General features: G+C 28.0%; 13 protein-coding genes. 8 read left to right on the top strand and 5 right to left on the bottom strand.

Features of this window, described 5'->3' with window-relative positions:
• Positions 1 to 10: 10 nt before the first annotated feature.
• From ABNT65_RS01920 to ABNT65_RS01900, 5 genes are all read right to left on the bottom strand, one after another.
• On the bottom strand, positions 11 to 2,458 hold the full coding sequence (locus ABNT65_RS01920) for a M1 family metallopeptidase (RefSeq protein WP_348746996.1): 2,448 nt from the start codon (positions 2,456 to 2,458) through the stop codon (positions 11 to 13).
• A gap of 173 nt (positions 2,459 to 2,631) precedes the next feature.
• Positions 2,632 to 3,174 (bottom strand): DUF4252 domain-containing protein, encoded by a 543-nt coding sequence (locus tag ABNT65_RS01915; RefSeq protein ID WP_348702110.1) that lies wholly within the window; start codon positions 3,172 to 3,174, stop codon positions 2,632 to 2,634.
• Positions 3,175 to 3,243: 69 nt separating this feature from the next.
• Positions 3,244 to 3,753 (bottom strand): DUF4252 domain-containing protein, encoded by a 510-nt coding sequence (locus ABNT65_RS01910; RefSeq protein WP_348702111.1) that lies wholly within the window; start codon positions 3,751 to 3,753, stop codon positions 3,244 to 3,246.
• Positions 3,754 to 3,790: 37 nt separating this feature from the next.
• Positions 3,791 to 4,267, bottom strand: a complete 477-nt coding sequence (locus tag ABNT65_RS01905) for a hypothetical protein (RefSeq protein WP_348736382.1) — start codon at positions 4,265 to 4,267, stop codon at positions 3,791 to 3,793.
• Positions 4,254 to 4,763, bottom strand: a complete 510-nt coding sequence (locus ABNT65_RS01900; protein WP_348702113.1) for a sigma-70 family RNA polymerase sigma factor — start codon at positions 4,761 to 4,763, stop codon at positions 4,254 to 4,256. Before ABNT65_RS01900 ends, ABNT65_RS01905 begins: the two co-directional genes overlap by 14 nt.
• Positions 4,764 to 4,913: 150 nt before the next feature.
• Here ABNT65_RS01900 and ABNT65_RS01895 point away from each other — a divergent pair, with 150 nt between their 5' ends.
• From ABNT65_RS01895 to ABNT65_RS01860, 8 genes are all read left to right on the top strand, one after another.
• Complete coding sequence (locus ABNT65_RS01895; RefSeq protein ID WP_348746995.1) at positions 4,914 to 6,368, top strand: S41 family peptidase; 1,455 nt, start codon at positions 4,914 to 4,916, stop codon at positions 6,366 to 6,368.
• A gap of 54 nt (positions 6,369 to 6,422) precedes the next feature.
• Complete coding sequence (locus ABNT65_RS01890; protein WP_348736378.1) at positions 6,423 to 7,841, top strand: S41 family peptidase; 1,419 nt, start codon at positions 6,423 to 6,425, stop codon at positions 7,839 to 7,841.
• Between the two features lie 284 nt (positions 7,842 to 8,125).
• On the top strand, positions 8,126 to 8,821 hold the full coding sequence (locus ABNT65_RS01885) for an energy transducer TonB (RefSeq protein WP_348746994.1): 696 nt from the start codon (positions 8,126 to 8,128) through the stop codon (positions 8,819 to 8,821).
• 58 nt (positions 8,822 to 8,879) lie between these two features.
• Positions 8,880 to 9,548, top strand: a complete 669-nt coding sequence (locus ABNT65_RS01880; RefSeq protein ID WP_348702118.1) for a TonB family protein — start codon at positions 8,880 to 8,882, stop codon at positions 9,546 to 9,548.
• A gap of 296 nt (positions 9,549 to 9,844) precedes the next feature.
• Positions 9,845 to 10,957, top strand: a complete 1,113-nt coding sequence (locus tag ABNT65_RS01875) for an energy transducer TonB (protein WP_348702120.1) — start codon at positions 9,845 to 9,847, stop codon at positions 10,955 to 10,957.
• A 179-nt stretch (positions 10,958 to 11,136) separates the two neighbouring features.
• Positions 11,137 to 12,255: an energy transducer TonB gene (locus ABNT65_RS01870; RefSeq protein WP_348702122.1), complete on the top strand. Its 1,119-nt coding sequence runs from the start codon at positions 11,137 to 11,139 to the stop codon at positions 12,253 to 12,255.
• A 132-nt stretch (positions 12,256 to 12,387) separates the two neighbouring features.
• Positions 12,388 to 13,125 (top strand): 3-deoxy-manno-octulosonate cytidylyltransferase, encoded by a 738-nt coding sequence (gene kdsB / locus ABNT65_RS01865; RefSeq protein WP_348746993.1) that lies wholly within the window; start codon positions 12,388 to 12,390, stop codon positions 13,123 to 13,125.
• Positions 13,122 to 13,814 carry an HAD family hydrolase gene (locus tag ABNT65_RS01860; RefSeq protein WP_348702126.1) on the top strand — a complete coding sequence of 231 codons (693 nt, stop codon included), beginning with the start codon at positions 13,122 to 13,124 and terminating at the stop codon, positions 13,812 to 13,814. Before kdsB ends, ABNT65_RS01860 begins: the two co-directional genes overlap by 4 nt.
• Positions 13,815 to 13,843 lie beyond the last annotated feature (29 nt).

Raw genomic sequence — 13,843 nt, 5'->3', positions numbered from 1 at the left:
AAATTAGTTATTACTCTAATAATTTAGCCATTGCAGTTTTTATAATTTCAATATTTTGATGTTTATTTTGAGGATTGGTACTCTTTTGTGTTTGAACCATTTGTCTCAACATATTTATTCCTACCTTATCAAAGTTATACTGCTTATATTGTATTCCTTTAGCTACAATATCATCTGCTAAATTTTTTATTGCTTTTGAATTATTACTTTTTGCGATTTTATCGTACGCCTTTTTATAAAGCGACTGAATCTTTTTATTTGGACTCAAAAACATACCAGACATTACATTACTTGCTATAAAATTTAATTCATCGTCATCATTTTCTTCTAAATATATACGTGTTAAGGGTGTAGCTATAATTTTTTTCACTTCTAAGGGCAATGTTTTGGATTTTTGAATAGCTAGTTGTTTATCTATATAATACATCCCAACTAGAGATTTCCCTAGAACAGCAAATGATTTACTTTTCAATCCTTTTTCAAATATTGGTTTTAAAGCTGGTTCTGTTAACTTCCCTAATGTTTCTATTGCGGCTGCTTGTACTAATGTTTTTGGATCATTCTTTGCCAATTGACCTATTTTTGCAATAACATTTTTCTTTGCATACTTATTAATCAAATTTATATTTTCTAAAGCAAGTACTCTTATTCTATAAAACTTGTCATTCATTGCTTCTGCTATTGCATTAAAGGCTTTTTTATCCTCTTGCTTTTTTGCTACTTCTAATAATGCTTCTCTTTTATGCTCAAAATTTTCTGCATATTTCAATTGATATATATAATCACTCAAGACCTTATTTTCAGTGACATCACAAAGTAAAACTCCATCGGCGTTTACTTGAATCAAATTAGGTTGCTTAGTAAAAGGAAATGTAAAGGAAGCATCTTTCCCTTCAACAAAAACATTATGTCTTGTTCTTTTTCCTCCTTCAAAAACATCAATTGCAAAAGGGAATTTAAACTCTTTATCTTGAACCTGAATTATATTAACTGTTACTGTTTTTCTCAATTTATTATAATCGTAGGAAATATCTAACTTTGGATGTCCACTTCCAAAATACCATTGATTAAAAAACCAGTTTAAATCTTTTCCACTTATTTCTTCAAAAGCCAACCTTAACTGATGTACTTCTCCTGTTCCATATTTATTCTCTGTTAAATACTTATTCAATCCTTCATAAAAAGCTAAATCTCCTAAATATTTTCTAAGCATATGCAATACAGATCCTCCTTTGTTATAGCTAACAGCATCAAACATATCTTCTTTATCATCGTAATAAAAACGAACTAAATGCTTATCATAATGCTCTCCATTTTTATAACTTTCTCTATCATCAAACAAATGTGCATCTGCATAATTTTTGCTATATTTATATTCTAACCATAAATACTCACTATAATTTGCAAAACTTTCGTTAACCGTTAAGTTACTCCAACTTTCAGTAGTTACTAAATCTCCAAACCAGTGGTGAAAAGCTTCGTGTGCTATTGTATTTTCATGTTTATTCTCATCTATTAGTTGTCCTGGCATTTGATATGCGTGTTCACCATGAATAACTGCCGTAGTATTTTCCATTGCTCCACTTACATAATCTCTTCCTACTATTTGCGCATATTTATTCCATGGATATTCAACACCAGTAATTTTGGAAAAGAAAGCCAACATTTCTGGTGTATTTCCAAAAATTTCTTTAGCATATGGAGCATATTTCTTTTCTACATAATAATCTACATCTATCCCCTTATACTTATCTTTGATTACTTCGTATTCTCCAACTCCCATAAAAAATAAATATGGAGCATGCTTTTGCGTAAAATTCCAATAATCTGTTCTTGTTCCATTAGTATTTTTAGTTTGGTTTTCTAACTTACCATTTGATAGTGTTACATATTTGTTAGGAACCGTTATATAAATTTCTTGAGATGTTTTTTGGTTTGGAGCATCAATTGTTGGAAACCAACAACTACTTGCTTCCGTTTCTCCTTGAGTCCATATTTGAGTAGGTTTTTGTTTATCCAACCCATTTGGATTAATAAAATACAATCCTTTTGCAGATGTTATAGCTGCGCTTCCTTTTTGTTTTACTTTTTCTGGACGTGCTGTGTATTTTAGATATATAGTAAATTCTTCATTTCTTTTAAAAGCTTTAGGTAAGTCTATGATTATTTTAAAACCATCGTAATTATACTTTAAAGGCTGACTTTTCATTGTTACCTTGTGAAAAATCATTGCTTTGGCGTCTAAGATTAATTTATTGGTCTCATAAAAATGAGGTTTAACCGTTACCCATTCTTCACCATTCAATTCTTTCTCTTTAAAATTAAAAGCTACCTTTAACTTTGTATGTACCAAATCATGTACTTTCTCACGTTCAGCTCTGTAAACATTTTGTGATTGTAAAAAGGAAAGTTTTAAAATTAATAGAAATAATAAGGTGATGCTTTTTTGAAACTTCATAAATCTTTTCTTAAACTAATTAAACGTTTAGGTAGTAGTAGTTATTTTTAGTAAGTTTTTAGAATTCCAAAAATAAGAAATTATGTTAAAGTGCTTGTTAATGGCTAGTTAAAAAGAAAAGCATTACGTTTTTCACGTAATGCTTTTAAAACTAAAATATAATAGTGATAATCTTACTGATTTTTACTGTCTAAAACCATTTTAAACTGACTCAAATCAATTTTATCCGTTCCTATATCAGCATTTTTCATCATATTCATTATTCTAGATGGGTTCATGTTGTCTCCCAAAACCCTTGCTAACCCTACTCCTATATTTTTCCCATAACCTAAAGCTACAATCTCATCAATAGCTTCTGCTTCTCCAGAGTAATACACTACTACATTCATTCCATCTTTCTTCAGGTTCAATAATCTAGTGTATGAAGACTTATTTAAAATTTCTTTGATTTTTTTCTTTTCACTCTGATACGTTGCTTCATCAGTATTTTTATAAGGTAACATTACCAAATTTACTTTTCTCAAACTATTATATGCCTCTTTATCTTCATCGCTTGCATTATCTAGCTTTAATTGAATGATATCTTTAGGTACATCTAAACTTAAAAACTCTTGTTTTTCTTTACTTTCTACTATATAAGATTGTACACTTTCTTTTTTACAAGAAACGGTTAATACTATAGTTAGCAGTAAGATATATTTATATAGTTTTTTCATATTATAATATTTTGTTTTTAAATAAGAAAACTAGGGATATAATTACTCCCTAGCTTCTAAGAATAATTACTACTTTTTCTTCTTATCTGAATATTTGTGTGCTATTTTAGATAGTTTATTTACATCTATATCTCCTGTTAAAGAAATAACTGTAGAACTTGGATTACCATCCTTATCTCCTTTATTCATATTTCTTACAAACATTAACACTTCACTTACTACATCTTTATTTTTTGTAGACTTAACATAAATTTTCACTCGTGAATCTTTATCCTTAACACGCATTAATTGTGTTAAGTTTGAGCTCTTAATAGCATTATTAACCATATTTTCCATTTTGGTAGCTATTGAAGAGTTTTCAGTTGAAAAAACTTTTAATTCATTTAATCCTTTTGCTGTATTAAAAATTTCCATATCCTCAGATTGCGCATCTGGAAACTTTTTTAACAAATCAAACATATCTTTAGTCACAACAATAGCTGAAACATCATCTAAATCTTCTAATTTATCAAACATTGACTGACTGAATGTTACGTTTGTGGTTAGAATAAATGCTAGTATAAATAATATTTTTTTCATGGTTTCTTAATTTTAATAAACTTGGTTTTACTTAAATTTAATAGTTTACGGTTTGTATTACTTTATTTACAGTGTTTTCGTAGGTATGCAAATGCTCAATAGCATCTTTTCCTTTATTAATGTTGTTTGAAACTGCATATAATGCTTCATTTCCTTTGTTTAAATTGACTGAAACCATTTGCAACGTTTCTTTAATTTGTGCAAATTGTTTTCTAATTACATACTTGTCGTACTCTTGCTTACCTTTATAAACACTAAATAATAAGACTACTGACGCTGCTACAGATAACCATTTCCAGTTCTTTTTTCTTTGTTTCTCAGGTTTTAACTGAATGGTTTTTGTAAAGGTTTCGTCTTTGCTTTGTTTAAAATAACTAAACAACACACTATACTCTTGTAAATGAGGTGCCACATTACTTGATGTAAAATACTCTTGTAATATTTTTTCTTCATTTAAAGTTGTTTCTGCGTTTAGATATTTTTCTAATAACTTTTCTATGCTAGCTAACTCCATAGTTATGTTTTTTTATTAATTCTTGTCTTATTGTTTTTCTAGCTCTTGATAATGCTACTCTAACTGCTGTCGGTTTCATATCTACCACTTTACATATTTCATCAAAATCATATTGCTCAATATCTCTTAATTGAATAATCATTCGCTGCTGTTCAGGTAATTTTTCAATGAGCTTGTGTACTTGGTTTACTGAATCTGTATACTCTACTTTCTTTTCTAACGATGTTTCTTTCTCTTTATAATTGCTATGCACTAACGTTAAATTGCTTGCTTGTTTAGATTTTAACCTATCAAAACAATAATTTTTAGTCATTGTCATAGCAAATGCTTCAACATTTTTATACTCTTGTAACTTCTTTTTGTTTCTCCATAATTTTAAAAACAGTTCTTGTGTAGCATCTTCTGCTTCTTCAGTAGAAACAAGTAGTCTTTTAGCTAACCTAAAAACCTTGTCTTTAAATGGTAAAACAACTTTTAAAAAGTCTGATTGGTTCATTGTATAATTGATTAATTACTGTAAACTTAGTTTTTTATATTAAGTTTTACACCCTTACGACGATAGTGTACAAAGTTTGTTACACAGATTTGAAAAAAAATAATATTATTCGCTAAATTGCGTTGTTATTTTTAGATAAATCTACTTTGTATGAAAATTTTTAGAGTCTCTTTTTTAATAATGTTTTGTTTGATTTTAGTTTCGTGTAGTGAGAGAGAACCAGAACCTGAAAACATTGAAGTACAAGATTTTATTTGGAAAGGGTTAAATGCATATTATTTTTATCAAGATAATATTTCTGATTTATCTGACAGAAGATTTACATCTGATCAACAGTTATATAGCTATTTAGGTGGTTTTAATGAACCTCAAAATTTATTTAGCAGCTTATTGAATGGCGGAGATGAAACTTCAGCATTAATTGAGGATTATACAACCTTAATTAATACCCCTTTAAGAAACACACGTACTTACGGTATAGAATTTGGTATTATTGCTCAACCTGCTAATGCTGAAAACGTAATAGGATATGTAATACACGTATTACCCAATTCTAATGCTACCACTAAAAATATAACGAGAGGTGAATTTTTTAATGTTGTAGATGGTACACAGTTAACACGAAGTAATTATGAGGCTTTATTGGTTTCTAATGAAAATCCAATTACGTTAGAAATGACAGATTTTAATGGTGGAGCTGTATCACCAAATGGAAAAACTGTTACTTTAGAAAAGCAAGATTATGAATTTCCTGCTATTTTTAAAAGTAATGTAATAGCTTCAGGTGCTAATAACATTGGTTACCTAGCATATAATAATGATTTCTCTGCAAAATATATTACAGAATTAAATAACACTTTTTTGAATCTTAAAAATCAAGGGGTTAATCAATTAGTTATTGATTTAAGATATAATGTAAGTAGTGAAAGTTTATCTGAAAACTTAGCTTTATTAGCTTCAATGATTACTGGTCAATTTACAAATGAGCCATTTATAAAAGAACAGTGGAACACTAAAGCTCAGGATTGGTTTGAAACACACCAACCTGAATCTATTATCACAAATTTTGTAAATCAAATAGATAAAGATACACCTATTAATAGTTTAAATTTAGAAGATGTTTACTTTATACTTGACGGCCAAAATTTTATGGGATCACCAACTACTGAACTCTTAATAAACAGTTTAAAACCATATATCAATGTATATGTTATTGGAAGAGAAACTGCGGGGAACAATTTAGGTGCTATCTTATTATATGACTCTATAGATTATGACTTTGAAAATAGGAATAACCGTCATACTTTTGCTTTAAGACCATTAGTATTAAAATTTTTAAACAAGGATAATCAATCTTTTGATAATGGTATAACACCTAATATAGAATTGTGTCCAAATGAAGATATATTAAACTTAGGCGTATTAGGAGAAGTTTCCGACCCTATCTTAGACCTAACCGTTAATTATATTAATTCTGGTTCTGTAAGCACACCTCCTAATTGTAATTTAAACACCTTTGATTTTTTATACAATAGTATTGACAACCAAAGAATAGACAGCTATCAAACGGTAACTATAGAAAGAGATTTACCTAATACTAACTAATTTTAAATTAGTATATTTAGGGTTTCTCAGTTAAAATTGAAATATAAGCTTTATATGAAGAAACACTTTTTACTTTATTTATTATCTATAGCCTTATTACTAAATAGTTGTTCTAAAGATAATAACTCTTTACAAGGTGATGTAAATACTCAAATAAACTCTTTTATTTGGAAAGGATTAAATAACTATTACTTATGGCAAAGTAGTGTACCTGATTTATCTGACAGAAAATTCTCTACTACACAGCAATTAAACAATTTTTTAAATGATTTTAACGATCCTAACAATTTGTTTGAAAGCTTACTTTACCAAAAAGAGACAGTTGATAAATGGTCTTGGATAGTAGATGACTATATTGCTTTAGAACAAGCTTTACAAGGCACTACTAAAACTACAGGTATGGAATTCATTATATTAAACTATATAAACGATGACTCAAAAGCTTTTGGTATTGTTACTTATGTATTACCTAATACCGATGCAGCTACTAAAGGCGTTAAAAGAGGTATGATATTCACAGAAGTTAATGGTACACAAATAACTAAACAAAATAAAAATAAATTATTATATTCTAGTAACCAATCTTATACCATTCGTTTAGCTGATTACAATTCAGGAAACCCTATTACTAACTCTACTACTTTTAATCTTACTAAAAATAGCTTTACAGAAAATCCAATTCATATAGCTAAAACTATAAATGACAATGGTAAAAAAATAGGATACTTAATGTATAATTCTTTTACAAGTAACTTTGACACTCAACTGAATCAAACCTTTGCTCAATTTAAAACTGACGCCGTCACTGATTTAATTATAGATTTACGATATAATCCTGGTGGAGCAGTTAGTACTGCAATTAATTTAGCCAGTATGGTAACAGGACAATTTACGGGTGATGTTTTTGCAAAAGAACGATGGAATGAAAAGTATATGAGAGTGGTAGATCCTAATTCACTAATAAATACTTTTCCAAACAAGATAGATACTGAAGCTATTAACAGTTTAAATTTAACCAACATTTATTTCATCACAACAGATAACTCAGCTTCTGCTTCCGAATTAATAATTAATGGATTAAAACCTCATATAAATGTTAAAACAGTAGGTACAAAAACATCTGGAAAGTATGTTGGTTCTGTAACCTTATATGATTCACCTAACCTTGGTAGAGAAGGAGCTAATCCAAATCATAAATGGGCTATGCAGCCTATTGTATTGGAAATAGTGAATAAAAATAATTTTAATGACAAAGATGGTATAGAGCCTGATGTAGAACTAAAAGAAAATTACGGTAATCTTGGTATTTTAGGAGACATAAATGAACCTTTATTAAAAAGGACACTTGAGTTTATTAATACGGGAAGTAAATCTATCCATTATAAACAGTCACATATTATAGAACATACAACTATAGGTAGCTCTAAATCTAATAACCCTACATATAACAATATGTATGTAGATTTAAATTAACAGTAACTATTTTAATTTAAATAAATAAAAAAGCAAAACTAGAATTTAGTTTTGCTTTTTTGTTGGCTCCGCCAAAGGGTATAATACCTCGAAATTAAACTTATTAAATGCCTCGTTGGCTTGCCCCGAGGTAGTTTACTTATTTAAAACACACTCTTATTTACATTAAATTAACATTCTTAACATAAAACAAAAGGTAACTTAATAAAGCTGTAATATTTACTTAAGAAGCTCTAGGAAATAAAAAAATAAATTTGTGATGTAACCAATTTCCCCCATAAATTATGACACATTTGCAAAAATTTTCCCTATCGCTTTTAACGTTTTTTTTAGCATTTAATATAAAAGCTTTTTGCCAACAAACTTGTACTACACCTAGTAATGAAGTTACCGATTTAAATAGTATTACAATAAACAAGTGTGATGTTGGTCTAAACAAAAATAATACTCCAAAACAAAGAACTATTATTAGAACTTCTAATAATGTATCTAGAAAACGGGTAACAAATAGAATTAAAACATCTCCAAATAGAGTTAACTCGAACTTAGGTATTAATAATGACTTAAAAAAAACAATCACAAATTCTAATAATACTTCTTTTAAGAATAAGTTAAAATCTAAAGAGGTACTATTTGATCTAGTTGACGAATCTCCTTTATTTCCAAATTGCAAAAAAAATAATACTATTATTGAAAATAAAAGATGTTTTAAAGAAAATATTCAAAAACATTTTGCTAAAAACTTCAATCCAGAAACAATTGCTGAAGATGAAATTTCTGGGAAAATTCTAATAAAATTCACTATCACTATTAATGGAAGTATTGAAAATATTTCTACTATTAGTAAGAAGAAAAGTAACTTATTGGAAAAGGAAATCATAAAAATACTTTCAAAAACCCCTAACCTTACTCCTGGAAAAGTAAATGACGTACCTGTTAATGTTACTTATGTACTACCTGTAAACTTAACGTTAGAATAATATTAAATAAAAAAAAACATTTTACATTCGCGACCCCGAACCCTTAAATTATCATAAAATGAAACCCCAATTTATTATAATTATTGTCGCACTATTATCATATTACAAAGTATATACACAAAAACAATGTGCTACAGATGAACAAGTGGTAGACCTTAACACTATAACTAAGTGTTCCATTAATGATGTTAAGGAAACATTAAGTGAATTAGAAACTAAACAAATCAGAACCAGAAAAAAAAGGAAAAAAGTAGTTGCTAACAACAGTCTTAATGTAAATAACCTCCATAGTGTTGACTCTAAAAGTGTAGCTAAAATAGATCAAATAAAATCAGCTACAGATAAACTAGCTCCTTTAAAAAAGATTCCATTTTATATGGTTGACCAAATCCCTTTATTTAAAAAATGTAAAAACACACCATTAATTAAACAAACTAAGTGTTTTGAAAAACAAATGGCTAAACATATTTTTAATAATTTCAATTATCCTCAAGAAGCATTAAGAAAAAAAATAGAAGGTAAAATTCTTGTACAGTTTACAATTAACAAAGAGGGTAAGGTTATTGACATAAAGAAAAAAGGCCCTGAAAATTCTGACATACTAAAAGAGGAAGCAGAACGTTTAATCTCTAAACTTCCTAACTTTATACCAGGAAAACATAATGGCGAAAATGTTTTAGTTAAATATGCACTTCCTATTATTTTTAAAACACCAAAAAGAAGTTAATACTTTATTGTTTGTGTTATAAAAATGATATAAAACATCAATAACTAGTAAGATTATTTAATTTTTTTCTCATTAAAATAATAGGTAAATTTATTTTTTAACACTTCTTTAACTAGTGTGTTTACACACTATAAATGTCTATAAACACTAGACTTGCAGCTGTTTTCACTTCTAAAAAATCTATTCTAACTTTTTTTAAAACATTAATTTTTAATTAAATAGTGATTGTTTTTGTTACTTTTTACATATTTTTGTGTCCTATAAGTAGAAATATCCCTTAAATTGAAATATTCGTCATGAAAAAAACTACTCTATTAAGTACTATTTTTTTTGCATTTTCACTTATCTCTTTTTCTCAAGAGCAATGTGCTACCCCAGATGAAGTAATCGCTGATCCTAACAGTATAACTAAATGTGTTGTACAAGATGCAGGTGGAGATAAAAAGCAAAAGAAACAAATATCTATTGAAGTATCTTCTAGAAAAAGATATGTTAGAAAGAATAAAAAAGCTGTTTCTTCTGTTGGAGGAAGCTTAAATACTTCAGATATATCAAACTCTAAAGCTAACTTAACTATTGGTAAATTAGAATTTGAAGACGGTTCAGCTATAATTGAAAAAATACCATTTAACTTAGTTGACCAAATACCTTTATTTCCTAAATGTGAAAAAGAACCTTTATTGAAACAATCTTCATGTTTTAATAAGTTAATGGCAAAACATGTTGCTAATCATTTCAATTTTCCAAAAAAAGCACTTGAGCAAGGTATTGGAGGAAGAGTACTTGTTCAATTCACTATTAATGAAACTGGAGCTGTAGAGGATATAAAATTAAGAGGTCCTGTTAATGGTCAACTTTTAGAAGATGAAGCTAAAAAAATAGTTACAGAGTTACCTAAGCTTTTACCAGGAAAACATAATGGTGTTCCTGTAAAAGTTAAATATGGTGTACCTATTAAATTTACATTACCTAAAGATGTTAAGAGAACTAATATTGGTACAGCATCTAAAGGTACTGTTATTAGAGCTGTAAAAGGTAAGACAGAAAATATTTCGAGTTTTGTTGAGTTTGCTAACTTAGATGAAATTCCTTTATTCGAATCTTGTAAATCTAACAACGACAAAAACAATTGTTTTAATGAGAGAATGATCAGTCACATTCAACGTAACTTTAACTACCCTGCTGGAGCTGTAGAAAAAAACATTCAAGGTAAGGTATGGGTTACATTCATCATTAATAAAAATGGAGAAGTTGTTAATATAGAAACAAAAGGACCTTCAAATGGTTTCTTATTAGAACAAGAAGCTGTTAAGATGGTTATGAAACTTCCTAAATTTATACCTGGTTATAAAGATGGAAATAAGGTTAACGTTAAGTATTCTTTCCCTATTAATTTTAAATTAAACTAGAATACTATTAAACCTAGATATATTCTTTGATAAAAGTGCTAACATAAGTTTTCACCACAAAGAATTAACTAATTTTTTATATAAATCATAAATATTTATATGTTTTATTTTGAATTTAAAATTAGTTTTATTATGTTTACAAAGATAACAGAGTATTAACCCCTAAATCAAACAAGATTATGATGAGATTCCCCTTGTTAATTATAGCTATATTATGTTCATTTATAGCTGTAGCTCAGGAACAGTGTACTACTCCAGATGAAAGTATTGCGGACCCAAATAGTATAACCAAATGTGCTGTTGAGGATGTAAAAGATGCTGACGGAACTGCTAAAAAGCAAGTTTCTATAGAAGTTTCTACTAGAAGACGTGTTGTTCGAAAAAATTCTGCAACTGCATTAAGTGAATCAAAAAACTCACACAAATTAGCAAATATTAAAAAGAATACTTTATTAGTAGGTAAGTTAGAATTGGATGACAATAGCGCTAATATCTCTAGAATACCTTTTAATTTAGTTGAAGAAATTCCTTTATTTTCTAAATGTGAAAGTGAGCCTTTAATAAAACAAGCTAAGTGTTTTGAAGGACAAATAGCGAAACATATCGTTAGAAACTTTCAATATCCAGAAGAAGCTTTAGATAGAGGTATAGAAGGAAGAGTTTTAGTACAATTTACCATTAATGAATTAGGTGATGTTGAAGATATCAAACTACGTGGCCCTAAAGATGGAGATTTATTAGTGAAAGAAGCTAAAAGAATAGTTACAAAACTTCCTAAATTTTTACCAGGTAAGCACAATGGTAAAACTGTAAAAGTTAAGTATGGAATTCCTATTACTTTTAAAGTTCCTGGAGGTAAAAGTAAAAAGAAGGTTATAAAGAAGCCTGTTGTAAGGAAAGTTGTTAAAGCTCCTGTTATTAAAGAAGAAAAAATAACTGATGTGGTAAGTTTTAATAAAGTTCAAACAATACCTCAATTTAAAAAATGTTCAAATGCTTCTGACGTTGAAAAGTTAAATTGTTTCAATGAAAGAATGATTAGTCATATTCAAAGAAACTTTAATTATCCTGAGGGTGCAGCTGCAGCTCACATTGAAGGAAAAGTATGGGTTACTTTTATCATTAACAAACAAGGTAAAGTTAGAAATATTAGAATGAGAGGTCCAAAAAATGGTCACTTATTAGAATTAGAAGCTAAGAAAATGGTTGCTAATTTACCTGACTTTGTTCCTGGTAAGCACAATGGTGGTGTAGCTAATGTAGAATACACAATACCTATTACCTTTAAACTTAATTAAAATTAAAACACTTTATATAAAAAAGCTTCAAGATAATTTCTTGGAGCTTTTTTTATTATCACTCCTCCCATACTTTGCTCTAAACAAAATTAGAATATCCTTATCTTTGAATTTAAAATTAAAAAGTAATTAATGAAAGTTATAGCAATGATACCCGCTAGATATAATGCTTCTAGATTTCCAGGTAAGCTTATGAAAGATTTAGCAGGTAAGCCAGTAATTTTGAGAACATATGAATCTGCAGTTAATACTAAGCTTTTTGATGATGTTTATATTGTTACTGACTCAAATGTAATAAAAAATGTTATTGAAGAGCATAATGGTAAAGTTATAATGAGTAAAAAAGAACATCAATGTGGATCTGATAGGATTGCTGAAGCTGTTAAAGATATTGATACAGATATTGTAATTAATGTTCAAGGAGACGAACCTTTTATAGATACAATATCTTTAGAAAAATTAGTTCTAGTTTTTAAAAACGACAAAAATTCTTCTATAGACTTAGCTTCTTTAAAAGTAAAAATTACAGATGAAAATGAAATTAATAACCCAAATAATGTAAAAGTTATTACTGATAATAATAATTTTGCTATATACTTTTCTCGAAGTGTAATACCATATAAAAGAGAAGAAGACATAAATACTGATTACTACAAACATAAAGGTATTTATGCCTTTAGAAAAGAGGCTATTTTAGATTTTTATAGAACTCCAATGACTCCTTTGGAATCCAGTGAAAAAATTGAATGTATAAGATATTTAGAAGTAGGTAAGAAAATAAAAATGGTAGAAACTTCTTCTGAAGGTATTGGTATTGATACTCCTGAAGATTTAGAAAAAGCTATAAAATATTTAAAACAACAAGGATGATTAATTCACAAATTAAAATAATTGCTTTTGATGCTGATGATACCTTATGGGTAAATGAAACATATTTCAGAGAAGCTGAAAATAAATTTGCTAAACTCCTATCAAATTATGAAACCGAAAATAAGATTCATCAAGAATTATTAAAAAAAGAAATTAAAAACCTTGATTTATATGGCTATGGAATAAAAGGATTTGTTTTATCTATGATTGAATGTGCTCTTGAACTTTCTAATAACAAGCTTGATCAAGCTATAATTAATGAAATTCTATCTATTGGTAAAGATATGTTACAAAAACCTATAATACTTATAGATGGTGTTATTGAGGTTCTTTCTAATTTACAGAATAAATACCGTTTAATTGTTGCTACTAAAGGTGATTTACTAGATCAAGAAAAGAAACTTGAAAAGTCTGGACTTCTTAAATACTTTCATCATATTGAAGTTATGAGTGAAAAAAAAGAAAGAGATTACACTAAATTAATTAATCATTTAGATATTAACCCAAAAGAGTTTTTAATGATTGGAAATTCTTTAAAGTCTGATGTGCTACCATTACTAAATCTTGGAGCTTCTGCCATTCATGTTCCTTTTCATACTACATGGGAATTCGAAAAAGTTTCTAAAGATATTTCAAACTTAGACTATTATACCATATCTCATATTACTGAATTATTAGATATATTATAAATACCCTCAACTCTAACTAAAAAACAATT

The organism is Tenacibaculum sp. 190524A02b, assembly GCF_964036645.1.
GTDB lineage: Bacteria > Bacteroidota > Bacteroidia > Flavobacteriales > Flavobacteriaceae > Polaribacter > Polaribacter vairaonense.
The sequence above is the reverse complement of the archived record's forward strand: the minus strand, read 5'-3'. Positions and strand labels throughout refer to the sequence as shown.